Here is a 25,649-nt window from a genome sequence, read left to right as displayed (position 1 = left end):
GATCTTTTTTATAATTTATCGACATATTGCTTCGCTTCTAATAAGGAAAAACCAAAAGCCTCTCTTACTCTCTTAACTGCTGTAACTGTTTTTCCTTCTTCCATAAGCTGACGCAACTCTTTATTAATTTCAGGTTCTCTATCTACAATTCCCATTTCTTTCGAAATTAGCTGTAATCTATCTTCCATCCTCTTTAAACGGGCATCCGTTTTCTTTTCGATTCTATTTAATTTTTCAGCAATATAAATAAATCCAAAGACCGCTATCGGTATGATCATCCAAAATTCCATGACTATTCCTCCTCATTAGCTTTCATTTGTTTTATTTCACTAACTTATGTAAATTTTACCACATGACACATTTAATGTATAATAGTAATATACAACACTGTTGATAAAACCTTTTATTTTAGGGGGACACTTTATGAAAAGATTTTTTAAGACGTTACTACAATTTGTAGTTCTTTCAATTGCACTACATGTATTATTTGATATCGTTGGCTGGCTTGTTTTCAATGCGCCAATTCCAAACAAACAAAGTATTATTTCCTTACTAACAACCTCATGGCTTATGTACATGTACCGAGACAAATTTTTTAAAACATTCACTTCAAATTAACTAAAAAACTTCATCGACAAAAGATGAAGTTTTTTCTTATTCTCTCTATTTACTACTGTATAATAGAACTAACATTCTGTCTTTTTAAAGAAAGGAGTCACTATGAACTTAAAAAGTAACAATATATACGAAAAAATGAACCAATATTCCGTTGCAGGTTTGAGTCTTGCCGTTATACGTGATGGCACACTAGACGAAGTCGCTGCTTTTGGAACACTTGAATCAGGAACAACTAGAACTGTCACTACAAATTCTATATTCAATTCTTGTTCAATTAGTAAATTCATCACTACAATGCTCGTACTAACATTATCAGATCAAGAAATCGTGCATTTAGACGAAGACGTAAATAATACACTCACATCTTGGAACATACCTACCAATCTATTCACCTCTCAGAAAAAAGTTACGTTACGAAATTTATTAAGTCACCAATCTGGAATTATTGACCCTCCTAATAGTTTTGAACATTATACATTTGCACAAGGGCGACCAAACATGTCTGAACTCCTTGCCGGTAAAACTTCATATTGCTCCATACCTATTGAAGTGACTTATAAACCAGAAAGTGAATTTCGCTACTCTGATGCAAACTTTTGCATTATTGAACTACTACTTGAAGATATAACTGGAAAATCATTCAACCTTTTACTTGAAGAATATATCTTTCAGCCACTGCAAATGAAGAATAGTACAATCTTCTCTTCTAAAGACATACATAAAACCGATGATTTTGCTTGCGGACATAATAAAGATGGCACCGTTACAAATGAGAAGTATCCATTTTATCCATTCGCAGCTGCTTCAGGTATTTGGACCACACCAACAGACTTATCAACTTTAGTAATTGAAATCATTCATTCCTTACAAGGAAAGGGCAGACTAAAACTTTCTCAAAAATTAGTACAAGATATGATTTCTCCTCAAGGTTGCTCAAAATGGACTGGATTAGGTGTTTTTCTAGATGATTCTAACGAAGACTTACAAATGTATTCACTTGGATGGGGCGTGGGATTTCAATGTATGATGGTATGCTATCCATACCGAGGTAATGGTGCTGTTATAATGACTAACGCTGACTTAGGTGTTCATCAAATGGAAGGGATTATTGGTGAAGTGTTAAAAACATTATCCTTATAATGAAAATAAAGAAGCTGTTCCTTCCAGCTTCTTTATTTATATTACATTTTTCGCAACAATTTTTATATGTTCTGGCGCAATAATCTCCGTTATACTTTCTTGGAAATCTTCCTGCAACATTTCTTCAATATGTTCTAACTGCACTTCAACATGTGTGCATTCTAAATTATGTATATTTAATAGTGCATAATGATCTTTTTTCTTAATTACTAAATATTGATTTTCCTCTGTTACTAGTACAGAACCTAATCGTACTCCTAGTAGGCGTTGATCATCAAACTTCACAACCATTCCCCCTTACTTTATATGTAATAAAATAACATTTAAGGTAATCTATTCTTTATAAACTATATCACACTTTATTAAAATATAAAGTGAAACTTTAATCAGCCCTCACCAATCGGGCTTTTACGGGCAGCCCGACCCCCACCTAACTTCTTTGCTTTCGCTGGATTTTGAGGTAGGGGTCTTACTGCCCGTTAATGCGGGATAAATATCATATTTCTTTTTACTTAAAACCCCTATTCTTTTATATATTTCGATACAAAAAACTTTCTCAACATAAAATTAGAATTTTCAGTTTTTATTCTTATAAAAATCAATTATAATAAAGTTAATAAATGTTTGACCTCTCCTAATTCATGTACATATGGATGATCAGTAGTCGCTGCTACTGATCTATTTTTTTGATTTCAGAAAGTAAATACGCCGCATCCTTTCCTACACCACAAATAAGTGCAGAACCTCTTTGAGACTGCCACGGTAAACCGATATAATACAATCCTCCTACTGGACTTATCCCCTTTACATGATTGGGAAATCCATTCTCATTCACTGCCTTTTCAATTTCAATCCAGTTATAATTCTGAATAAAACCTGTTGACCATATAATGCTTTCTGTACTATATGTTTCACCGTTCTGAAACATAATGTTATTTTCTGATGCACTTACTACTTTTTCCTGTAGTTGTATTGCTCCATTACGAATGAGTTCCTTACCTTCAAATCCAAAAATAGGATCTTTTCTCTTCTGAAACCATTTCCCCCTCTTGGTACTAACTTCAGCATACAATAAACCCAATTTTTCTAACCAATTAAAAATACTTTTTCTAAAAAAATGTAACGGTAAAAACGTTAAAGGATGACTGATAGACATCATAACTTCATGAGTTTTTGCAAGTTCTACCGCTATTTGCATTCCTGAATTCCCGCCACCTACTACTAGTACTTTCCCCTGTGGAATTTGTGATGGTGATTTATATTGTGATGAATGTATTTGAAAAACATGTGATGAAAGATTTTCTGAAACTGAAGGGATAAATGGTTGATGAAACCCACCCGATGCGATAATAACTTTTTTCGATTGTAAAATTTCTGTAGGAGTGTGCAATTCAAATATTTCTTTCTCTTTCCTTATTTTTAAAACTTCCGTTTGCAATTGGATTGGTAATTGAAAATGTCTTGCATATTCTTCTAAATACGTTGCAATTTCATCTTTATGTGGAAATTCATTCCTTTCCCCTTTTAATATCATCCCGGGTAAACTACTATATTCTCTCGGTGTAAAGAGCTGTAAAGAATCATATCTGTTTCTCCATGAATCCCCAATTCGGTTTCCTGCCTCAAGTAATAAAAAATTATATCCTTCTTGCTTCAAGTAATATCCCATTGTTAATCCAGCTTGACCAGCTCCAATAATAATTACATCTAACATCTTTTTCCTCCTTCTCAAAACGTATGAATATATGCTCATTCGTTCATATGTTTTATGATACGATTTATTTTTCAATATTTCAATCTGTTTAACAAAATGAAAAAGAGTAGTTCACTGCTTTATGAACTACTCTTCATTCCATTTATTTATATCGGGTTTTGCATAAGCATATCCTTTATTCAATAATATAGAATGATAATCCTCTACATTATCTATTTTCACCCTAATCGCACCACCTGGCGAAGCATCCCCATGATGTTCTGATAAATGTATTACAGCATCGTGTAACGAAATTTGCATATATAATGGCATATGTTCCTCATACCGATGTTCCCAATCCAGTTTAAATCCTAAAAAATCTAAATAAAACAGCTTTGCTTTTTCAACATCAAAAATTCTAAATATAGGTGTAATCATTTATAATCTCCTCCTATTTATAAACATCTGCCGCCAATTCCCTCAAAACATCCACGTTTACTACTTCAAAACAACCATTGTTCTTTTTTATAATCTCTTTATCACAAAAAATATTTAATGTACGTAATAGGTGCCGATAACTCGTTCCTAACAATTCAGCTGTTTCCGTTAAATTCCCACTAAATACAATTCGATTTCCGTGCTGCACCGCTCGTTCCCCTGCTGCTAACATGTAACTCGCAAGTCTATTTTCAAGTGGATATAGTAAATTAATTGTACTATTTTTTGAAAGTCGATTTAATTTATGTGCTAATGATCCGCAAATACATCGTAAAAATTTCGCATCATGAAATAGTTTATTTCTCACTTTTCCTAAAGGTAAAGCAACACAATATGAATCTGCCATCACTTGTACGTTTGAAGCCGTCTTTTGAGAATGAATTAATTCCACATCTCCTAACAGCTGTAAACTATCATAAAAACATAACAATACAGATTTCCCGTTACTTAATGTATTAAACGCTTTCGCTTTTCCTTCAACGAAGAAAAATAAATAATCTATCTCTTCATTTTCTCTACAAATAAACTCATTCTTTTTAAAAAATATAAGTTCCATATACGGTTTCATATCATTACTAAAAAATGAATCAATATTATTTTGTTTCATATACTCTGCTAATTTAATTGAATTACATACTTTCTTCATAGTTCCCCCGCCTTTACAACTCATCCCCATTGTAATCAAAATTTTCTTCTTCCACTATGACATATGTCATAGTAATACACAATTTCAGCATGATACAGTCATTACAAATATGAAAATTAAAGGGGATATTACATTGTATAACTTTCTTTCTGTCTTTATTGGTGTGCTCATCGCCGTTATGCTACCATTGAATGGGATTTTATCTGAGTTAATTGGCAAGTACACAGCGAGCGTTGTCATTCACCTTGTCGGTTTAATTGCAGTTATTTTCGTTTTAATCATAAATAAAAATAAAATTCGTTTCGATAAAGGTATTCCACTTTTTCTATATAGCGCTGGAGCGATTGGAGTATTCACTGTCCTTTTTAATAATATAAGTTTCTCCGTCCTTGGTGCATCTATTACAATCGCATTAAGTTTACTTGGTCAATCCATTGCTTCCATCGTTATTGATCATTTCGGCTTATTAGGAATGAAAGTTGCAAAGTTTGAAAAGAAAAAACTAATTGGATTATGTTTCATCTCTTCCGGAATTATAATCATGTCAATTTATTAATGGGGGCAAGAAAATGTTATATATTACTATCGCTATTTTAGCTGGTGTTTCTATCGTTGTTGCTAGAATTATTAATGCGAATTTAGCAGCGAAAATTGGAAATTGGGAAGGCACGTTTTTTAATTATATTACTGGATTATTTTTCTCTATGTTATTTTTAATTTTCAGTTCAGATTCAATATACATTCCTAGTCATACGTTGCAATCTATTCCTATCGCTGTTTACTTAGGCGGATTAGTAGGCGTTATCGTCATCTCGTTATCGAACTATATTACGCCTAAAATATCAGCATTTTATTTAACGTTACTCATCTTTATTGGACAATTATTTGCGGGGACTATCATTGATTTCATCTTGTCACACGAACTCTCTACGGGAAAGGTTGTTGGTGGCATTTTCGTACTAATCGGACTCACTTACAATTTACTCGTAGATCGCCCTGTTAAAACTGTGCAGAATAACCAAGTTCAACTATAATACTTTACGCTTACCTATCATATATTAATAGAAAAGCTCTTCATATGAAGTAATAGAGAGGAGAATATTCTATTAAGAAAATCATTTTACTGCTAGGTAGTGCATTGATTATTTTTGGAATCGCATGGTTTTTCAACTCTGGGAAATCTATTCAAGATTTCTATACAGCAAATAAACCAAAGAAAAAAGCTACTATCATTTCAACTCAAAGAGACCCGAATGAGCCCCTTGTCTTTTTAGGAAAGCAGGAAATAAAAGATATACATGTCGAGTCAATTAAAACAAAAAAGGATATCTTTCTCACAAAAACAGATGAATTAAAAACATTCATTAACAGTATGGATACCGCCAAAAAAGGAAAATTAACATTAGATGAAGAAGGATCAGATTTAATAGATTGTGATATGTGGATTACTTTCGAGGATGGAACTTATAAAAAATATTTCATATGGGTAGTTGACCATCACAATAACGAAGTGATGATTGCTCAGCAAGATACTCCTGATGATGTAAATCTTACGTACTATCAATTAAATGAAGATAGTTCTAAAAAAGTTTATAACTTATTCAAAAAAATTATTTAAACGAAAAAGGTCATGAGCACGTAAGCTCATGACCTTTTTGCACTATATATATTCCGGGAACACTTTACATCCCTTTTCCTGTTCTATATCATGTCCAAAGAAAAGAATCGGCTTCTCTTTCATCACAACTTCTTTTAAACGTTTAATTGAAGATAAGGCTAATTCCGAATCAAACCCCGCAAACGGCACTTCATCTTCAAAGTTTTCTTTCGTATAAGATGCATCAATCGTTAATAATACAGGACCGGATTTTTCTGTCTCAATTAATAGCGATTGATGCCCTGGAGTATGGCCTGGTGTATGCAATAATTGAACTCCTGGTACGACTTCATAATCACCTTCAATGATTTTGTAGTTTAAATTCGGCAATATACATTCTTTCAAATATTCTTCGCTATGCTGCGCCGCCTCATATTCAGCACGCTGTACAATGATTGGTGTATTTATAAAAGCGCCATTTCCTCCTGCATGATCAAAATGTAAGTGAGAACTAATAATATAAAGAAGGTCTTCCGGCTCATAACCAACCCGTTTTAAAATATTCACGACTCTATCTTCTTCAGTCATTTTCGGTAAAACCTGCCCTTCGACAAATGTACCGTTAAAAAGCCCTTCATTATTAACCGCACTTTCTGGCATACCTGTATCTACTAAGATAGGCCCCTCTTCCGTCTCCAAAAGATAACACCATACAGGTAAGTTCAATAGATTCCCCGGTGTGAGCGTACTATTAACAGAAGAATGATCTAACATACAACGACCTGCTGGGATGAAATAAAGCTTCTTTACTGTCATTATGTATCCACCTTTACTTTTAATTTGAGATAAAGTAACACAGTAAAAAATTCTGCTTTTTAGAAGCAAACTCCTTCCACACTTTCATACCAGCATAAATAAAAAAGAATGTTCTTTTTTACATAATGGCATTTCACCATCTATAATAAAAGAGAAAATGACTCTTACTTTAATGGAGGGAATAGAAATGAAAGCAATTGGTTTACATGAATACTTACCTATTGAAGAAGAAAACAGTTTAATTGATATTGAAGTTGAAAGACCTGTTGCTACAGGAAGAGATATACTCGTTAAAATTAACGCTATTTCCGTTAACCCAGTTGATACTAAAGTTCGCTCTCCGAAAGATAAAAAAGAAGATGTAGCAAAAATACTCGGCTGGGATGCTAGTGGTGTCGTCGTACAAACAGGCGAAGGTTGTACGTTATTTAAAGAAGGAGACGAAGTATTTTACGCTGGAAGTATTACGAGACAAGGTACATATAGTGAATACCACCTAGTTGACGAAAGAATCGTTGGCAAGAAACCTAAAACGTTAAGTGATGCTGAATCTGCAGCACTTCCTTTAACAGCTATTACGGCTTGGGAAGGTTTATTTGAACGCTTAGGTATTGATTATAATAAAAGAGATGAGAATACATTCAAAAACATTTTAATTATTGGCGGTGCTGGTGGTGTTGGCTCGATTGCAATTCAACTTGCAAAATGGGCTGGACTGAATGTAATCACAACTGCATCCCGTAATGAAACGATACACTGGGTTGAAAAATTTGGTGCCGATTATATTATTAACCATCACCAGCCTTTACAAGATCAAATATTAGAGTTTGGGCTAAAAGATGTAGATTATATTTTCTGCTTAAACAATACAGATCAACATTGGCAAGCAATATGTGAGCTTATTAAACCACAAGGAAAAATTTGCTCTATCGTAGAAAATGAACACCCTCTTGAAATGGGTATTTTAAAAAGTAAAAGTGCTACATTCGTTTGGGAGTTTATGTTCACAAAAGCGATGTATGAAACTGGTGATATGATTACGCAGCACGAACTATTAAATAAAGTAAGCGAACTGTTAGATGAAGGCATTTTAAAGACTACATTAAATGAAACACTAACACCAATTAACGCTGAAAATGTAAAGAAAGTACATGCCCTGCTTGAAAGCGGCAGTACAATTGGGAAGATCGTTTTAGAGAAATTTTAATAATAAAAAGTCCGATTTCCAAATGAGAAATCGGACTTTTTTACTATCTTTATTTACTTGAAATCTCCTGATCATTTGGAACATCTAACGGACGTCGTTTCCCTATTCCGAAAGCGTAGAAACTAATTGTAACGATAGCTAAGAAAATAATACCTACAACTAGTGAAATACGTGTATCATCGTTAAACCACATTCCGATTAATACCATAATTAAAAAGGCAATCGTCAAATAGTTTGTAACAGGAGCAAATGGCATTTTGAACGGATGATCTTTCATCTCTGCTCCCTTTTCTTTTCTGAAATTAATTTGACTAATTAAAATGACAAACCATGGTACCATACCAGGAAGTACACTCGCACTATATACATATACGAATAAGTTTTTCGGTGCAATATAACTTAATACAACACCAACCGCTAAACCGATAATTACGCCAACTGTACCGAATAAAGGTACACCATTTCCAGACAGTTTCGTGAAATATTTCGGCGCTTGTCCATTTACACCTAACGTATAAAGCATACGACCCGCACTATAAATACCACTATTACACCCAGACATCGCCGCTGTAATAACAACGAAGTTAATAAGTCCAGCTGCTGCTGTAATACCAACCTTCGCAAAAGTTGCTACGAACGGGCTACCAATTGTACTTAATTGATCCCACGGATACACAGTTACAATAACGAAAATAGCACCAATATAGAAAATTAAAATACGCCAAATTGTACTTTGAATCGCTCTTGTAAGTGTCTTCTTCGGATTTTTTGCTTCACCAGCAGTAATACCGATTAATTCCACACCTTGGTATGCACCCACTACAAGTGATAATGCAAAGAAGAATCCTGAAAAACCACCTGTAAAGAAACCGCCATTTGACCAAAGATTTGATATGCCAATCGCTTCTCCGCCGTTACCAATTCCGAAGAAAATAAGTCCAAATCCTGCAATAATCATTAATAGAATCGTAACGATCTTAATCATCGCAAACCAAAATTCAAATTCGCCAAACGACTTAACAGAAATTAAGTTAGCTGCGCCAAGAATAACCATTGCAATTACACCTGGTATCCATGCTGGTAAGTCTGGGAACCAATATTGCATATATGCTCCTACCGCAATAATTTCTGACATCCCAACGATAACCCACTGGAACCAGTTACTCCACGCTGTCATATAACCAGCTAACGGATGAATATACTTATGACCGAACGTCGCAAATGAACCTGTACTCGGCTCCATATACAACATTTCACCCATCGCACGCATAATGAAGAAGATAAAAATACCTGCAATCGCATAAGCAAGCATTACTGACGGACCTGTCCATTTAATCGTGCTGGCCGACCCCATAAACAAACCAACACCAATCGTTCCGCCTAAAGCGATCATTTGAATATGACGTGCTTCTAAGCCCCTTTTCAATTCCTTGTTTGCCACTTCATTTCCCCCTCTTAGATGATTCATAGCCGCATTTTAATACAAGATACTTTCCCCTAATTCCTTTCGGCTCTGAAAATGATGAAGCAAACGTCATTTTAGACTAACTTTAAAGCTATCCTAAAATCGTTTTTTGCCTCTTATAAAACCCTCAAAACCTTTCATCTTCCAATATTCTATAAATCTTAAAATTACTTATCTTATATTAATTCATTAATCTGAAAAATTCAATTATTTTTTCAATAAATTATTATACATAAGTCTGATTAATTTTTAACTAAATTAACAATAAAATACATCTATTCAATATGATTCCGGTATGAATATTATTACAATATAAATAACCGAGGAGAGTATTTTTTCCTCTGTTTCACATCCCATTCACTTCAATCTTTATAGTTGATAACGTAATTTCCCACACGTCCGATTCATATACCAACCAGAAATTTAATATATTAATAAACTACTAATTTCTTTAGTCCAGCCCAATTTTGAGGCAGGAACCTTACTACCTCAAAATAGCGAGATAACATATAAAAGGGTCTCATTTTTAATGAGACCCTTTTACCATTTCACATTTAAATCATTTTTGAAGTTTGTTTCCCTAAAATAAACACTTTAGTAAACACCATCATGATAACTACAATAATCAGAAAATAAAGTGGCATCACGAGTAACGATCCTGTATGCAGCTGACTCATTCCCCAAATTGTCATCGTCACAATTACATAGTAGCCTAAGCTAAACAATGCTCCGGCTGTACCAATAACATCTTGAAAATCTACTAATGCTAAACTTAAACAGTTAGGTAACGCTATCCCAATTCCTAATAGCAATATAAACATCGCTACTAAAAATACAATCATATATATTATGTTTGGATTTGATCCCAGTGAAGTAATAACAGATAAAAGGATAGCTCCTCCTGTCATTACAAGACAACCAATATATATAATCTTCTCTGGTTTATACGTGGCAAGCAATCGTTTCGAAACTTTCGCTCCAATAATAGAAGCGGAAGCAACAACGATCCCTAAAAATCCATACATACTAGGCGATAATTGAAAGTATTCAATAAAGATAAACGGTGCTTCTGCATAATAGCTAAATAAAACACCATTCGCTCCTCCAATTAATACCCCATATGTTACTACTTTAGGATTTGTAATCAATCGTTTTAAAACAGAAAACACATTTATCTTATTCGTTACTGAGCCCGTTTTTGTTTCTGGAAGAGAAACAAACGTATACAGAAAAATCCCGACGCTCATTACTACTAAACTTAAAAATACGATTTTAAATCCAAACATTTGATCTAGAAAGCCACCAATTAACGGTCCTATCGCTGGTGTAAAAGCAATGACTGCCGAAATTTGAGCAAACATAACATGCCTCTTATGCCCTTCTACACTTTCACGAAGAATCGTTTGTGTAACAACAGAGCCAGCACTTGCTCCAAACGCTTGAATAAAACGACTTAGCAATAAAACTTCAATGGAATTTGCAATAAAGCATAAGAAACTACCTACACCATATATTACAATTCCAAATAACATTGCCGGGCGACGGCCAACTATATCCGATAACCATCCAATAAAAAATACACCTAAAGCAAATCCAGCGAAATACACACTAAGAGTTAACTGTACCTCATTATTACTTACATGTAACGCCTTTGAAATGTCAGGTAAAGACGGTGTGTAAATCGTTTCACTAATTTGCGGAAATGCGACAAGAATAATCATTAACAAAATTGATGGTACTGAGACTTTTTTCATTTTTCATACCCTCCTATAACTTTGAAAATCTCAGAAATAAAGAGACTTTCCTAAGCTACGGAACAGGAGGGGCCATTATAGAAATTCGATCATAAAACAACAAAGAAAACACCTCAATTACGTATGTTAATACTTATAGGAGGGTAATATTAACATTGATTTTTTAAATATACTTTTTCAATTATATTACATATTGCGTTTCTTTTTCTAGTGTTAAGCCTTGGAGGCTTTGTTAAAAAGATAACTTGAAGATACCACCTTTTTATGGAATAATTAGAAATAGTTTGAATTAATAGTTCTAATTATCAAGCAATAGACCAGCATTTTTAATGTCGTAAAGCTTACAAACAGGAGGCCTTTCGTAATGATTGAAATTTTAAGGACAGTAATAAATTTCTTGATTGCTCTATTCTCAGGAGAATTACCAATTGTATATTATGTGTGGATTATTACCCTATTCCTAATTCAAATAAGCCAATCTACTCTGAATTATAAACTCTTTAACAAGAAAGATAATTTCAGCACTTATACATCGGAAGGATTACTTGCTTTTATTATTTTATTATTTGGAGGTATGTTAGTATCTAAGTTACTTTCTTACATAATAGACGATTCTACTATTAGTATGACAAATGTAACACATTATTTTATTTCTCTTATTATATTAACTATATTTGTCGTCATAAGCTGTCTTAAAGATTTTATAGAAACATCTATCAAAAATAAAAATGTGTCTCTTTTTAGCTTTTTAGTAGTTTCCTTAATAACAAGTATACTTTCATTCAAGTTTTTATCACCTTTAATCGAAGGTTCTTTTTCTCTTTCTAAATCTTTTATAACCACTTTAATCATTCTTGTAACTATATCAATTCCTCTATTAATTGCCTTAGAGGAAAAGTATGCAGATGAAAAGTAATTCTTACATTCATAGTTTGAAATTGAGTGTCTATTCTTTTTTAACGGTATTACTAAAAAATAACAGTCATTAAACCGAAAATTACATAGAAATGAGGAAATACAATTGAGCATTGAACAACAATTATATGATGCAGTGAAAAATTTAATTGACCAAAGATATCCACATAATTGGGGCGGAGCTGCAGCAATCCGTGTAGAAGATGGATCCATTTATACAAGTGTTGCCCCAGACGTAATAAACGCTTCAACAGAACTTTGTATGGAAACAGGTGCTATTTTAGAAGCACATAAATTCCATAAGAAAGTTACACATTCGATTTGTCTTGCAAGGGAAAATGAGCATTCTGTGTTAAAAGTATTATCACCTTGTGGTGTATGCCAAGAACGTTTATTTTATTGGGGGCCAGAAGTACTATGCGCCATTACAAATTCTAAACAAGATGTTATTTTTAAACCGTTAAAAGAGTTGCAGCCATACCATTGGAGCGAAGCATATCATGATGAATTCGCAAAAGAATGGGGTACGAGATAAAGTGAAGGCTACTCGCAAATAGCGGAAGAATAAAAATGATTCACTAAAAAAGCACCGTCACAAATGACGGTGCTTTTTCTATGTAAGAGCTACTAGAAGGTTCCCTTCTAGCCTACTCCCATTTATAAGTCCAAAATTGTTCAAGTTGCAGCCATTTTAAAGTTGCTGCATCTTTATTTTTGATTTTTGCATGTGTTTCTTCTAACATCGCTTCTGTTTGTGAACGATGCGCACCTAGTGCAGCTAATTTATGCTCGAATACTTCACTAATATTATTTACAACATCCGGCTCACCTAATACAGCTTCACGATTTCTCGTAATCGCAACTGCATGAATGACTGGACGTTCTTCTTTTTGCATACGTGATACAGCACGAACGACTGCGCGGCCAAATGCATCATGATCTGGATGTACACCGTGCTCTGGATAAAATGTAATAATTCGAGATGGATTTACTTCTTGAATGATTGCTTCAATTTTATCTGCAACGAAATCAACATCTTCAAATTCTAACGTTTTATCATGGAAACCAAGCATTCTTAAATCTTGAATCCCCATCGCTTCACATGCATCTTTTAATTCTTTTTCACGGATATTTGGAATCGTTTCACGGTTAGCGAATACGTTCTTCCCCATGTTACGTCCCATTTGTCCTAAAGTACCACACGCATATGTTACAGGTACTCCTTGATCTGTTAATAAGCGAATTGTTCCTCCCGCCGCAAATGCTTCATCATCTGGATGCGGAAATACAACAAGTACATGTCTCTCCATAAGTTTCCCTCCTTCTTACTTAAATGGTGTTAAGCTTAACTCAAGTGCAACTGCTAAGCGACCTTGATTATCATGCCCTGCAAGTAATAAACGCTCTTTATCGTCTACTTCCCAGTGCGTAATACCTTCTGCATATACCCAACCATGATCCATTTTCAAACCAACTCGGTATGGATTCGTTCCAGTAATCTTCCCGCGCTCAAAGCGAATAATTGCATTTCGAATGAATGCTCCAACTGTCATCATCTTTTCGTTAAAGTGTGACGCATACGCTCCGTTCGTTGTTTCTAAATGAATATATACATCTTTATTTACAAAACGTTCAATTTCATTTTGAATAAGAGAACTATCTTTTACTATTTCCATCGGAATTCACCTCTTTAAACCATTTTACGCAAAAATAATGTAAATTGCTATCTCTATATTAGAGGACAATGCTCACTTTTCCTAATAATTTGCACTGTGTTTTTTATATTTTTTATATGATATGTAAAAATCATATTTTTTCCTTCACTTTGTTAAATAGTTTTCTTTCTTTTTTGAATTTGCTACAATATATTTTATCCCGTATTAATATAGCGAGATATATTTCGACAATTGAATACATACTTTAAAGAAGGTGACATGATTGGAACAATCAGCACATGAAGTAGCAAATTGGCAATATTATTTTGCAATTGCCGTATTTTTAATCACGTACGGATTTATTATTTCTGAGAAATTGAATCGTGCCGTAATCGCACTATTCGGCGCTGCTATTATGATTATTTTTGGCGTTGTAGATTTACATACCGCTTTCACATCACATATTCAATGGGAAACGATTACCCTTTTAATTGGGATGATGATTCTCGTACATATTACGAGTCAATCAGGCGTATTTGAATTTGTAGCCATTAAAGCGGCAAAAGCAGCTGGCGGAAAACCAATCCGCATTTTATTATTGCTATCCCTATTAACTGCTGTCGGATCAGCATTTTTGGACAACGTAACAACCGTTTTACTAATCGTTCCTGTTACACTATCCATTACACGTATTTTAAAAGTAAACCCTGTTCCTTATTTGATTTCAGAAGTGCTATTTTCAAATATAGGCGGAACAGCAACATTAATCGGTGACCCACCGAACATTATGATCGGATCGGCAAATAAGCATTTAGACTTTAATGCCTTTTTACTAAACTTAGCTCCAATCGTAATTATTATTTCTATCGTTACACTTGGCATTATTTACTTTATGTATCGTAACAAACTAAAAACAACTACTGAGCAAATTAAAATATTAATGGCATTGAACGAAAAAGATTATATTAAAGATCAAAGCCTCCTTTTAAAATCCATTTCAATTTTAGGACTAACTATTTTAGGCTTTGTACTTCATTCGATTATTCATGTAGACGCTGCGGTTATCGCGATGACAGGCGCTACACTTCTTATGCTAATTGGCGTAAAAGAACATGATATTGAAGATGTATTTGCCCACGTTGAATGGGTAACCATTTTCTTCTTCGCCGGACTATTCGTTCTCGTTGGCGGGTTAATTGATATCGGACTTATTTCTTCACTCGCAAAAGAAGTACTCGACGTAACAAATGGCGATATCGGTTTCGCTGCGGTACTTATTTTATGGGTATCAGGCATTGCATCTGCGACAATTGACAATATCCCCTTTGTCGCAACGATGATCCCGCTTATTCAAGATTTAGCTACCGGGCTCGGACTATCTGTAGACTCTCCGCAAATCGAAGTACTATGGTGGGCGTTATCACTTGGAGCTTGCTTAGGAGGAAACGGAACATTAATCGGCGCATCCGCAAACGTAGTGGTAGCTGGTATTGCAAAACGTGAAGGACATGCTTTCTCGTATATGGACTTCTTAAAAATTGGGTTACCGTTAACAATCATTGCATTACTATTATCACATGCTTATATTTATTTACGTTATTTACTGTAAAAATTGTAGTGCGTGAAATTATATCGACGATTTTTAAAATATATCGATCGTTTCTTCGAATATATCAACGATTTTCTAAATATATCGGCGATTCGACAGATAACATCGACTTACCGACAAATAACGACAACGAAAAAGGTATGCAACTCTACATTGCATACCTTTTTTTCATCACCAAAATATACCTATAATTGCTAAACCACCTAAAATCATACCGCCAATTTGTCCAACGATTGCTGGCGATAATTGAACACCTTTTCTCACTTCAACAACCGGTCTTTCGTGCCTTAGTTGCTGCACTTCACTTTGAAGTTGATGTACACTTCCGTGTAATTCTTTAATTAGTTCCTTCAATTCAGCGACCTCTTCATTTACTGGTTTTGCTTTTTCTAAATTCATTTTGCATAGCTCCTTTTTCTCTAATCGACACATTGTAAAAATTCTCCAACAAGTGCTCTTATTCCTTTCTTCACAGTCTCATTTCTAAATTATTCATATAATAGATTTAAGAATGAGATTTAGAAAAAAGCTTAAATTTATAAATATACCTATTCACAAGTCTGAATTTTCAGTTATAATTAAAATCAATTACATTTTATACCAGTTAACTGGAAAGGAGGGATTATGATTGACTATTTTATCTATCAATAATTTATCCAAAAGTTACAAACATAAAAAAATATTAGATGGAATTAATCTCACAATCAACTCCCCAGGAATTTGGGCTTTAGTAGGTCCTAACGGTGTTGGTAAAACTACTTTTTTAAATGTAGTTACCAACCTTTTGCCAGCTACATCCGGAAGTATTGAATTGATGGGGAGATCTAACAAAGATGTTTCAGTGTTTAAAGACGTTTCTTTTTTACAGGACAATTCTGTACTATATGACTATTTAAACGGCTACGACCACCTTGCATTCATTTGTGATGTGCAAAAAATTTCAAAAGAACGTATGAATGAAGTTGTAAAATATGTAGGAATGGACAGTTACACGAAGAGGAAAATTAAAGATTACTCCTTAGGTATGAAGCAACACCTTCTCTTAGCGATGGCAATCTTAAACAAACCAAAGCTTATGTTCCTTGATGAACCTTTGAATGGTTTGGATCCAACTAGTGCGATACTGATGAGGAATATTTTATTACGCTTAGTAGAAGAAGGTACAACAATCATTCTTTCTTCTCATAATTTATCAGAAATTGACCGTGTTACAAAGAAGATTCTTTTTTTAAAAGACGGCAAATTAATAGAAGAGGATATGACAAAGTACGAAAAGATTTATTATCACTTCTTATTTTCAAATTTAAAACATGCACAACACGTTTTATTACAAGAAAACGTACGAGCAGCGTTAACTAAGAAAGGCCTTCGAATCCAATTAGAACACCACACCATCCAAGACCTTATTAACCTATTTTATTCTCATAACATTAATATTATTGATATTCAAAAAGAAGTTATCGGTTCTGAAAAAAGATATGAAGAAGTATTTAATGTATGTGGTGAAACGACATGAAAATATTTCTATTCGAACTAAAAAAAATGCTCTACTCTAACATTCTCTTTACTTTAATCATTGCTACTATGCTAATCATCTGCGGGTTATTTCTGCATAATGCACTAAAACAAAATATAGTCCAAATGAAAAAAATTGAATTATTTTCTAAATATGAAACAGAAGTTTCTAATCAAGTTACAGGAGATCAAGATACATTAAAAAAAGGACCTAACGCAAAAATTGAATCTCGATTAGAGATTGGACTTCCGCTATTTAAAAATTTAAATCAACTTATACAAGAAGTAAAAGATAACAAGTGGAAAAATGAATTACAGACTGAAATGACAGTGTATGACTTAGCTATGCGCTTTCAACAAGTAGAAGGAAGTTTCTCAGCCAGCGAAAAAGATATGAAAAAAGCAATTCAACTGAATGAAAACTTATTACAACAAGGTTTGCCAAAAGAAGACCTTGACCTTTCCATTCAACCATCTCTATTTATAAAAAAAATAATTTCACTACTACTCAATGCCCCAGGATTTCTTATTTTACTACTCTTACTAGGTACAGTCATTACGAAAGAATTTGAAGACCATACGATTAAGCTAACCTATACTTTACCTATTTCTCGTACTCACTATATCTTAATAAAATTTTTCAGTTTACTTCTGGTTAGTTTCCTATGGGTTTTACTAGTATTTTCACTGTCTTATATACTACCAAGAATATTCGGAAAATCTACCGGTAATATTTTTAATTACCCGCTTTTTACAAAAACAGAAACTATAATTAGTTCAGGTACATACTTAAAAACAGCTCTCACTTACAGTCTATGTTATTCCACTGTAGCTATTTCCTTATTAGTGCTCATTGGATTTTGGATAAGAAATACTCTTGTTACATATTTAATTCTCACTTTTATTTTGAGCTTTGGTTTCATTTTATCAAAAATCGGCTTGAATCCGTTTCTATCTCCCCTTTCCTATCAACAAATAGATCACGTCATTTTAGATAATAATGGATATTATCCATTAGGTGCAGTGGTGTTAATTGGAAGTACATTTTTGCTCTTACTATGTGCCATATGTATGAATCGAAAGCGGGGTGTGTAATATGAAACAACTCTTCCAATTTGAATTCAAAAAATATTTCAAGAAAAAAACAACATGGATTGCAGTATTCACTTCTATTCTTTTCGTTAGTAGTTTATATTTCTTAAATTATTCTGTCGCGAAAGATATCCAGCGTGGAAATTTATCATTTGCACAATATAGCGTTAACATTTCGCAACAGGCTTTAAAAGAACTAGAATTACAAAAGATTGAAGCGGAACGGAATGGCGATGTTGAAAAAATCACAGAAAGTAAATTAGCTATTCAAGAATATCAGCAATCTCTTTCAAAGAAGAACAAATGGATTACGAACTATTCTCAAGGTAATTGGCAAGACTTATATGAAGAAAATGTAAATCAGTTACAATTTATGTTTAAGAGCTCAAAAGGCACTAACTCTTTCCCTCTCGTCATTGAGAAACAAAATATTTCCTTATTTACACCACGAGCAACGTTGGAAGAATTAGTATTACTGAAAAAAATTAAAGCTGAACCATTCATTCAAAATACCATTCATACCCCCTTCCTATTTACAATTTACGATCAATTTACAGGTAGTTCCTTAGAACAATGGGAAAAGAGTACTATGCGTTATGGTACAACTGGTTCTTTATTTTTATATCAAATAATCCAGTACTACTATATACCAGTACTCATTTTATTGGGATGCTTTATTTTCGGAAACAATATCTCTTCTGAAATGAATAATAAGAAGCGTGGTTTACACTTTTACTATACTTTGCCTATTAAGCGAAAATCATTATTTATAACAAAGTATTTTAGTGGATTCCTTTCTACAATTGTTTTTGTTTTACTAATGCTACTTATTCCTTTGTTATGTAGCTATTTTACGAAAGGAGTCGGGAGCTTCAATTACCCAGTCCTTATATATGAAGGATCAGAGCCTAATCCATTTGGCAGTGAGTATAATAGTTTAAATCCCACTAAAGATCAATTTCACTTTATCACTTTGAAAAATTACTTTGGACAAGTATTATTACTAACTGTTTTACTAACGTTTTTTCTATATTCTTTTTACTACATTTCATCACTTGTACTAAAAAGCCTAAGTATTACAACGTCTATTGTAGGTATTATAACTTTTATCGGAATGAAAAGTTTCTCTTCTCCTTACAATCCATTTACTTACGTGAATATTCACAGTGTTCTCACTGGCGAAACAGCGACTTTAGTTTTTAATCCTTCTATTAATCTTTCAAATGGGATTATGTTAACTTTTGTCTTAGGCTGTACTCTTTTATTCGCAGGATACAAACTATTTATAAGAAAATATAATTAGAACTAAAAATAAAAAAGGAAAACTAATACCTACCTTGTTTTCCTTTTTAGTCCATTATTCATATCATCACTTTTATTTTTGCAGCTCAATCCATTCATCCCTTAATATCCCCATAATGATACGATCAAAACACTTCCCATCCCTTTGAACTGCTTCTCTCATACAACCTTCTATCTGAAAACCCATTTTTTTATACAACTCAATAGCAGCTTTATTATAAGAAATAACATCCAGACCAACGCGATGCAAATTTAATTCATAGAAAGCATATTTTAAGATAAGATGGATCGCTTCTCTTCCATATCCTTTCCCTCTATCATTTGCATCTCCTATACCAATTGCTAATAAACCCGTTCTGTTATTCCACTCTATACCATGAATTGCAACAAAACCAATTAAGCGATCATCTTGAACTGTCCTTACCATGAAAGAAACACTATTCGATCTTCGCCCCTTTAATAGACCATCACTTGCTATTTGTTGTATCGATTGCGGGAATGCTACATCTGTATCTACATTCCTTAAATACTCACTATCTTCTTGCCACATAGCCATTACTGCAGCATCAGCTTCTCTCATAGCTGATAATTTAATTGATTTATTTTGAAAAAGATTCATTGTCATTTCAAACTCCCCCTTTATTAAGTAACGGGGATAATTATTCTAGCCTATTTATCCCCTTGTTCTATAAACTGATTTATACACGGGATACTTACAATAAGCGCTGACATTGGCACATCTCCTCTACGTTAAATTACATTCATTGTATAATTTTTCATTTATTCTAACAATAAAAAAAGACCCTCAAAATTTAGAGGATCTTCCTAACGACGAATCGATATTATTTCGTAAACATTTTCTCCGCTTCATCCATTGCCATTTTGTTACCTAAAGCAGAATAGTCAAGCCATGGTTGGTCATTAATAATGTATATGTGCTTATCTTTAACAGCTTTTAAGTCTTTCCAAATTGGTGTTTCTTGAAGTTGTTTAAATGCAGCTTTTGCCTTATCATCTCTATTTACAACAACGAAAATAGCATCTGCATCAAAGTCAGGTAATACTTCTTGTGAAATAATTTCGAAAGGACGGTTTCCATCAATTTTCTCTACACCGTTTGCAGGTTGTAATCCTAAGTCTTGGAATAAAATTGGTCCCATCGGTCTTTTCGTACTAAATACACGTAATTCTTTTGCAGTAACACGAATTGCCATTACTTTTTCGTTATTACCTAATTCTTTATCTATTAAACTTTTTACTCGTTTTGATTGCTCTTCGTAATCTTGAATATATGTATTAGCTTCTTTCTCACGGTTTACAAGTTTACCAACTTGTTTTAACTGATCTCTCCACGTACCTTCATCTAAATTGAAAGAATGTGTTTTTGCAATTTTTTCGTATTTCGCTAAATCTTTTCCCGCGTATTTTTCATCCACATAAATGTCAGTTGGCTTCAATTGAAGTAATGCTTCCATATTCGGATCCGTTACAACACCAAGTTTCTTCGTATCTTTCAACTGCCCTTTTGCATGTGGTAAGAAATCTTTTAAATCTCCACCAATAACAGAGCCTACAGGTTTAATTCCTAATGCCAGTAAATTATTCGTTAAGTGAATGGACATAGAAGCGATTTTCGGATTATTACTTTTTTCAGTTTTTTTCGTTGCCTCTTCATTAGATTTCGTTTGACCACATGCTGCTAATACTAAAATACACATCATGCTAAATAAAATAGTAAGTTTCTTTTTCATATGTTCTCCTCTTTAAAGTATTTATTTTGTTTTTGTAAGTAAATAAAGAAAATACGGTGCTCCTAAAGCTGCCACTACTACACCAGCTGGAATAGAATTTGGCTCGAATATAGAACGACCTATCGTATCTGCTAGTACTAAAATAATCATTCCGATAATGCCAGCTAGTGGAAGGAAATGTTGATAGGTACTACCTACTAACTTTCTTGCAATATGCGGAGCAACTAAACCGATAAAACCAATCCCTCCTGCCATCGATACACTCGCGCAAGATAATCCAACCGCTGTAGCTAAAAGAAGTAACCGTTCTTTTTGAACAGAAACACCAAGTCCTGCTGCCACACTATCACCTAGTGACAATGCATTTAACGTTTTAGATTTTAGCCATGCATACGGGGTTAGTATGAAAATCCAAGGTAATAATGCTAGGACATGAATCCAATCTCTTCCCCACACATTACCAACTAACCATCTAGAAGCGAATGTATATGTCTCATCATTTAACTTGAGGGAGAAAAATAACGAAATCGCACTAAAGCCAGCTGAAACAGCAATACCAACGAGAATGAGTCTAATAGGAAGTAAGCCTTTTGATCGATCACTCGCAAGCATAATAATTAAAAACGCAGCTAGTACTCCCCCACCAAATGTAAATAACGGTATTAAAATCGATGCATTCTCATTAATAGAATGAAAGAAAGTAACGAATATAATTAACCCAAAAGATGCACCTGAATGTAATCCTAAAATACCAGGGTCTGCAAGTTCATTGCGTGATAATCCTTGTAAAATCGCACCGGAAATCCCAAGGCCAATACCAGCTAACATTGTAATTATAATTCTTGGCATACGATAATCGTATAGCACTGTTGCACTCTCAAAATCACCATAACCGAAAAGTGTTTGAATTACTTTAAGTGGCGCTATGCTTAGTGTCCCTGTATTTAAACTAATTAAAATGACAGCGATACTAATACAACCAAAAATTGTAGTTACAGTAATAGCTCTCTTTTTATCTGTGTTCAAAAGATCCTTCACTTATAGCTCCCTCCCAACTTTACGTGCTATATAGAGGAAGAACGGAACTCCAACAAGAGCTACCATAATTCCTATCGCAAGTTCTTTAGGAGGGTTTATTGTTCTTGCCCCTAAATCAGCTAAAACTAATAACATAGCTCCTAATAACGCTGACATAGGAATAATGAGTCGATAATTCACACCAACTAATTTTCTAGCAATATGCGGAATAACAAGTCCTACAAATCCGATAGAACCAACAGCTGAAACAGATACACCTGCAAGAATGACTACTATAATCATCCCTAGTATTCTCGTTCGATTCGTTTTTACTCCTAAATTCGTAGCGACGTCATCCCCCATTGATATGAGTGAAATAGACCGCCCTATCACTGTCGCAAAAAGAATGGTTATGAGAATAATAGGAACTAAAAATTCCAAGTGTTCCCACTTAACCCCTGCAACACCACCAGCGTACCAAAAAGCTAAATCTTGACTTAAGTCATAATAAATCGCGACACCTGAACTTAACGAATGCAAAAGCGCGGCCATAACTGCCCCTGCAATCGTTAACCTCATCGGTGTTAATCCGCCTGATGTTGCTGATCCAATAATAAAAATGAGTACTGTACTTAAAACCGCTCCAATAAAGGAAACAATCATTAAATAGGAATATGGCATATGCGGGAAAAAGGCAAAACTAAGTGCAACTACAAACATCGCACCTGCATTTATCCCAAGCACACCTGCATCAGCTAAAGGGTTTCGCGTTACTCCTTGCATAACTGCCCCTGCGACTGCAAAAGCTGCTCCTACCACTACTGCGCCAATTACCCTCGGGAGCCTTAATTCATAAATAATTTGGTGCTGCGTTACTTTCGGATTATAATCAAAAACCGCTGCCCATACAGTTTGCAAATGGATATCTTTTGCACCGAATGCAATAGCTAAAAATATAGATCCGATTAAACATAAAATTGTTAAGCTCATGAAACATATGAACTTAATATGTATCCAGCGATTATTGCCGGCATGTACAGCAGACTTATGTAACATGTTTCATTTCATCCTTTATATTCAGTTATTTTTTATAATTATTTTTAATTTATAATTATTATTGATAATAATTATCATTTTCATTTAGATATTATATCCCCACTTTTTTTAAATAGCAAACTATTTTTTCACTTCGTTAAATATTAAAATACTTATTACGATTCCTTTCCAAAACTTACAAATACACGCAAAATAGACTACTGGATTATTTTTAAAATTGTAGTATACTTAATCATTATTTTGAGTTTTCTAACAAAAACATCGAAGGTGACACAATGTTCTATACAAAACAACTACTACACTTCACTTACGAGCAAGCATTATCTTGCTTATTCCCAGTCGTTATTTTCTTAACACTAGCCCTATCAAAAATCATTTCTATCCCAGGGTTATACCGCTACGATTTCATACTCATCGTATGTCTTCTTATGCAGTGGATTATGTACAAAACTGGACTTGAAACGAAAGACGAATTAAAAGTAATTACTATCTTCCATCTCATCGGCCTTCTACTAGAAATATATAAAGTACATTTCGGCTCATGGAGTTATCCGGAAGAAGCATATTCAAAAGTTTTTGGAGTTCCGCTTTACAGTGGTTTTATGTATGCAAGTGTTGCCAGTTACATATGCCAAGCGTGGAGAAGATTGCATTTACAAATGCATCATTGGCCAAGGGCTATTTTTGCAATACCTTTAGGAGCAATGATTTACTTTAATTTTTTCACACATCATTTTCTATATGACTTTAGATGGGTATTAACTTTACTATTATTCATCGTTTTCTTTCGAACATTTGTAGAATTTTCATTACGAGGCGTTACATATAAAATGCCACTCGTTCTCTCCTTTTTCCTTATTGGTTTCTTTATTTGGATTGCAGAGAACATCGCAACATTTTTCGGAGCATGGCAATATCCAAATCAGCAGGAAGCGTGGAATCTCGTTCATTTAAGCAAAATTAGCTCATGGTTTTTACTCGTTGTTATTAGCATTATGATTGTTACACAACTTAAACATTTGAAGGCGTTGAAAAGATAACGCTGATTATGTAAAAACAGGTAGCCCATCACTCATTAAAAAGTGATGGGCTTTTTTACCTTCCTTATTAAAGGAGTTACACATTATGAGCTACTACTAGCAGAAGATGTCGCTGCAGATGAAGCGGCAATCGTTGCCATCATAGCTGCCTGTTGTGCTTGTATGAGGACTTCTATCATAGTTTGTAAACCTGTGTTGGTAGCTTTACTTTCCTCACCTTTTTGACTTACGAACAGTTGAATAGCAATAAGAATATTCGCATCTGTATGCCAACGGAATAATTTCTCTCCCTGCAATTTTTCAATCAATGCTTTAATAGCATGAACCTCTTTTTCTCCATCTTCAAGTAACGCTAGTAGCCCGATTGCTGGATAATGCATCTGTTTCACTTTTACCTTTTCTTGTTTTAACAAACTCCAAATGTTTGTACATGTTGCAACTAACATTTCTTCACGAACATCCTTCTTTAGCGAAAGAATATGACTTAAAAATTGAAGATCATTCCCTTTACGCAAACCAGCTTTCGCTAGTTTCTGATAAAGACGTTCTACACGGTCCATAAGTGTTTCTACATTCTCTGATTGTCCTGCTAACAAAACTGCAAGCGGATAATCATTCGTACCTGTAAGAAAAAGATGATCCTCTTTCATACGTTTATATACTTGCATCGAACGCTGAATGTGCGTGCCATGTTGTTCATTTTCTTCTGTTAAAAGCACAGCTGCTGCGAGATAAGTAAATATACTTCGGCTAAAACCACCAGCAACCAATTGTTCATATAAATCTAAAAACTTCCGAAAAGCTTTCTTATAATCTGTAAAGTGAATATCTAAAGTTGCGGCCACCACAAAGCGATGATAAGACTTCAAGTATGAAAACATCCCCACCTGATTCTTAATATAACTACTAATTTCTAAAAAACGTCCAAGATCAAACAATTTATCACTACCTGTATACATAGCAGCAATCATCATACCTGTTCGAGAATCACTCGTTTTCCATTTTAGCTCTCCCTTTAGCTGTCCATATGTATGTGTGTATTGCTCCAACTTTTGTTCTAATGTAATCATAGTATTCACCCCTATTTCTAGTTCTTCTCTATTATTATACTTATATTTCATACAGGTTTTGCAACCTTATTTCTGTATTTCCTTCAATATTTTTCTATTATGTAAAACAAATATAATAACTATATCTACTTTATCAGTATCAAGATTACAAGCGCTTACACCCCTTTAAGCTCAACGACAAAAAGGATAGATA

The 25,649-nt window shown here is 33.9% G+C and carries 28 protein-coding genes and 1 pseudogene; 13 read left to right on the top strand and 16 right to left on the bottom strand.

The features are described from left to right. Positions 1–8: 8 nt before the first annotated feature. Positions 9–290, bottom strand: a complete 282-nt coding sequence (locus tag K5S59_RS11220) for a hypothetical protein (RefSeq protein ID WP_000397706.1) — start codon at positions 288–290, stop codon at positions 9–11. Positions 291–423: 133 nt separating this feature from the next. Between K5S59_RS11220 and K5S59_RS11215 the strand changes: the two genes are divergently transcribed. Together K5S59_RS11215 and K5S59_RS11210 are read left to right on the top strand one after the other, a co-directional pair. Further along, positions 424–618, top strand: a complete 195-nt coding sequence (locus tag K5S59_RS11215) for a hypothetical protein (RefSeq protein ID WP_120450608.1) — start codon at positions 424–426, stop codon at positions 616–618. 102 nt (positions 619–720) lie between these two features. Beyond that, positions 721–1,758, top strand: coding sequence for a serine hydrolase domain-containing protein (locus K5S59_RS11210; protein ID WP_120450610.1), 1,038 nt, complete (start codon positions 721–723; stop codon positions 1,756–1,758). A 36-nt stretch (positions 1,759–1,794) separates the two neighbouring features. Here K5S59_RS11210 and K5S59_RS11205 read toward each other — a convergent pair whose 3' ends face one another. The 4 genes and pseudogenes from K5S59_RS11205 to yeiL form a co-directional block, all read right to left on the bottom strand. Further along, positions 1,795–2,043: a hypothetical protein gene (locus tag K5S59_RS11205; RefSeq protein WP_000666946.1), complete on the bottom strand. Its 249-nt coding sequence runs from the start codon at positions 2,041–2,043 to the stop codon at positions 1,795–1,797. 385 nt (positions 2,044–2,428) lie between these two features. Continuing rightward, positions 2,429–3,472 carry a flavin-containing monooxygenase gene (locus tag K5S59_RS11200; RefSeq protein WP_087958873.1) on the bottom strand — a complete coding sequence of 348 codons (1,044 nt, stop codon included), beginning with the start codon at positions 3,470–3,472 and terminating at the stop codon, positions 2,429–2,431. 141 nt (positions 3,473–3,613) lie between these two features. Then, a pseudogene (locus tag K5S59_RS11195) lies at positions 3,614–3,889 on the bottom strand (glyoxalase superfamily protein); the annotation flags it as partial. Positions 3,890–3,902: 13 nt separating this feature from the next. Next, a complete protein-coding gene (gene yeiL / locus K5S59_RS11190; protein ID WP_098872846.1) occupies positions 3,903–4,595 on the bottom strand; it encodes a transcriptional regulator YeiL in 693 nt (230 codons plus the stop codon). A gap of 109 nt (positions 4,596–4,704) precedes the next feature. Here yeiL and K5S59_RS11185 point away from each other — a divergent pair, with 109 nt between their 5' ends. The 3 genes from K5S59_RS11185 (at position 4,705) to K5S59_RS11175 (ending at position 6,213) form a co-directional block, all read left to right on the top strand. After that, on the top strand, positions 4,705–5,151 hold the full coding sequence (locus K5S59_RS11185; protein WP_120450612.1) for a DMT family transporter: 447 nt from the start codon (positions 4,705–4,707) through the stop codon (positions 5,149–5,151). 13 nt (positions 5,152–5,164) lie between these two features. After that, positions 5,165–5,629 (top strand): DMT family transporter, encoded by a 465-nt coding sequence (locus tag K5S59_RS11180; RefSeq protein ID WP_098258062.1) that lies wholly within the window; start codon positions 5,165–5,167, stop codon positions 5,627–5,629. A gap of 89 nt (positions 5,630–5,718) precedes the next feature. Beyond that, positions 5,719–6,213: a hypothetical protein gene (locus K5S59_RS11175; protein ID WP_120450614.1), complete on the top strand. Its 495-nt coding sequence runs from the start codon at positions 5,719–5,721 to the stop codon at positions 6,211–6,213. A gap of 42 nt (positions 6,214–6,255) precedes the next feature. On the opposite strand, the gene aiiA is transcribed toward K5S59_RS11175, so the two are convergent. After that, a complete protein-coding gene (aiiA, locus tag K5S59_RS11170) occupies positions 6,256–7,008 on the bottom strand; it encodes a quorum-quenching N-acyl homoserine lactonase AiiA (RefSeq protein WP_098237405.1) in 753 nt (250 codons plus the stop codon). Positions 7,009–7,195: 187 nt separating this feature from the next. On the opposite strand from aiiA, the gene K5S59_RS11165 reads away from it, so the two are divergent. Next, positions 7,196–8,215 (top strand): zinc-binding alcohol dehydrogenase family protein, encoded by a 1,020-nt coding sequence (locus K5S59_RS11165; protein ID WP_098258064.1) that lies wholly within the window; start codon positions 7,196–7,198, stop codon positions 8,213–8,215. 49 nt (positions 8,216–8,264) lie between these two features. Here K5S59_RS11165 and K5S59_RS11160 read toward each other — a convergent pair whose 3' ends face one another. Both K5S59_RS11160 and K5S59_RS11155 read right to left on the bottom strand, forming a co-directional pair. After that, entirely contained in the window at positions 8,265–9,656 is a 1,392-nt protein-coding gene (locus K5S59_RS11160; RefSeq protein ID WP_120450616.1) for an amino acid permease, read from the bottom strand. 578 nt (positions 9,657–10,234) lie between these two features. Continuing rightward, a complete protein-coding gene (locus tag K5S59_RS11155) occupies positions 10,235–11,434 on the bottom strand; it encodes a multidrug effflux MFS transporter (protein WP_000757964.1) in 1,200 nt (399 codons plus the stop codon). A gap of 364 nt (positions 11,435–11,798) precedes the next feature. Between K5S59_RS11155 and K5S59_RS11150 the strand changes: the two genes are divergently transcribed. Continuing rightward, complete coding sequence (locus K5S59_RS11150; RefSeq protein ID WP_120450617.1) at positions 11,799–12,350, top strand: DUF5823 family protein; 552 nt, start codon at positions 11,799–11,801, stop codon at positions 12,348–12,350. A gap of 105 nt (positions 12,351–12,455) precedes the next feature. Continuing rightward, positions 12,456–12,884 (top strand): cytidine deaminase, encoded by a 429-nt coding sequence (locus K5S59_RS11145; RefSeq protein WP_120450619.1) that lies wholly within the window; start codon positions 12,456–12,458, stop codon positions 12,882–12,884. A 112-nt stretch (positions 12,885–12,996) separates the two neighbouring features. Here the strand turns inward: K5S59_RS11145 and bshB2 are convergent, their stop codons facing one another. Both bshB2 and K5S59_RS11135 read right to left on the bottom strand, forming a co-directional pair. Continuing rightward, positions 12,997–13,659, bottom strand: a complete 663-nt coding sequence (gene bshB2, locus K5S59_RS11140) for a bacillithiol biosynthesis deacetylase BshB2 (RefSeq protein ID WP_000439468.1) — start codon at positions 13,657–13,659, stop codon at positions 12,997–12,999. 15 nt (positions 13,660–13,674) lie between these two features. Beyond that, positions 13,675–14,025 (bottom strand): YojF family protein, encoded by a 351-nt coding sequence (locus tag K5S59_RS11135; protein ID WP_000407039.1) that lies wholly within the window; start codon positions 14,023–14,025, stop codon positions 13,675–13,677. 262 nt (positions 14,026–14,287) lie between these two features. Here K5S59_RS11135 and K5S59_RS11130 point away from each other — a divergent pair, with 262 nt between their 5' ends. Beyond that, entirely contained in the window at positions 14,288–15,613 is a 1,326-nt protein-coding gene (locus tag K5S59_RS11130; protein ID WP_120450621.1) for an ArsB/NhaD family transporter, read from the top strand. 171 nt (positions 15,614–15,784) lie between these two features. On the opposite strand, the gene K5S59_RS11125 is transcribed toward K5S59_RS11130, so the two are convergent. Beyond that, positions 15,785–16,012 (bottom strand): coiled-coil domain-containing protein, encoded by a 228-nt coding sequence (locus K5S59_RS11125; protein ID WP_001047302.1) that lies wholly within the window; start codon positions 16,010–16,012, stop codon positions 15,785–15,787. Positions 16,013–16,241: 229 nt separating this feature from the next. On the opposite strand from K5S59_RS11125, the gene K5S59_RS11120 reads away from it, so the two are divergent. From K5S59_RS11120 to K5S59_RS11110, 3 genes are read left to right on the top strand one after another with little or no spacing between them, the layout of a single operon-like run. Beyond that, entirely contained in the window at positions 16,242–17,129 is an 888-nt protein-coding gene (locus K5S59_RS11120) for an ABC transporter ATP-binding protein (RefSeq protein ID WP_000154127.1), read from the top strand. Continuing rightward, entirely contained in the window at positions 17,126–18,223 is a 1,098-nt protein-coding gene (locus tag K5S59_RS11115; RefSeq protein WP_000688859.1) for an ABC transporter permease, read from the top strand. Before K5S59_RS11120 ends, K5S59_RS11115 begins: the two co-directional genes overlap by 4 nt. A 1-nt stretch (position 18,224) precedes the next feature. Beyond that, on the top strand, positions 18,225–19,523 hold the full coding sequence (locus K5S59_RS11110; RefSeq protein ID WP_000811311.1) for an ABC transporter permease subunit: 1,299 nt from the start codon (positions 18,225–18,227) through the stop codon (positions 19,521–19,523). Positions 19,524–19,595: 72 nt separating this feature from the next. On the opposite strand, the gene K5S59_RS11105 is transcribed toward K5S59_RS11110, so the two are convergent. From K5S59_RS11105 to K5S59_RS11090, 4 genes are all read right to left on the bottom strand, one after another. Beyond that, a complete protein-coding gene (locus K5S59_RS11105; RefSeq protein WP_120450623.1) occupies positions 19,596–20,147 on the bottom strand; it encodes a GNAT family N-acetyltransferase in 552 nt (183 codons plus the stop codon). 217 nt (positions 20,148–20,364) lie between these two features. Then, positions 20,365–21,273 carry an iron-hydroxamate ABC transporter substrate-binding protein gene (locus K5S59_RS11100; RefSeq protein WP_098872841.1) on the bottom strand — a complete coding sequence of 303 codons (909 nt, stop codon included), beginning with the start codon at positions 21,271–21,273 and terminating at the stop codon, positions 20,365–20,367. Between the two features lie 21 nt (positions 21,274–21,294). Then, positions 21,295–22,311, bottom strand: coding sequence for a FecCD family ABC transporter permease (locus K5S59_RS11095; protein ID WP_120450625.1), 1,017 nt, complete (start codon positions 22,309–22,311; stop codon positions 21,295–21,297). Continuing rightward, the gene (locus K5S59_RS11090; RefSeq protein ID WP_098258069.1) at positions 22,312–23,346 is read right to left on the bottom strand and encodes a FecCD family ABC transporter permease; all 1,035 of its coding nucleotides are present in this window, start codon (positions 23,344–23,346) and stop codon (positions 22,312–22,314) included. It abuts the gene before it with no gap. A 275-nt stretch (positions 23,347–23,621) separates the two neighbouring features. Between K5S59_RS11090 and K5S59_RS11085 the strand changes: the two genes are divergently transcribed. Continuing rightward, positions 23,622–24,386: a DUF817 domain-containing protein gene (locus tag K5S59_RS11085; RefSeq protein WP_098237398.1), complete on the top strand. Its 765-nt coding sequence runs from the start codon at positions 23,622–23,624 to the stop codon at positions 24,384–24,386. An 83-nt stretch (positions 24,387–24,469) separates the two neighbouring features. On the opposite strand, the gene K5S59_RS11080 is transcribed toward K5S59_RS11085, so the two are convergent. Further along, positions 24,470–25,507, bottom strand: a complete 1,038-nt coding sequence (locus tag K5S59_RS11080; RefSeq protein WP_120450627.1) for a DUF4003 domain-containing protein — start codon at positions 25,505–25,507, stop codon at positions 24,470–24,472. Positions 25,508–25,649: the final 142 nt, after the last annotated feature.

The organism is Bacillus sp. BML-BC051, from assembly GCF_019656175.1.
GTDB classification, from domain to species: Bacteria; Bacillota; Bacilli; order Bacillales; family Bacillaceae_G; genus Bacillus_A; species Bacillus_A mobilis.
This window is presented reverse-complemented; position numbering and strand designations above follow the sequence as displayed.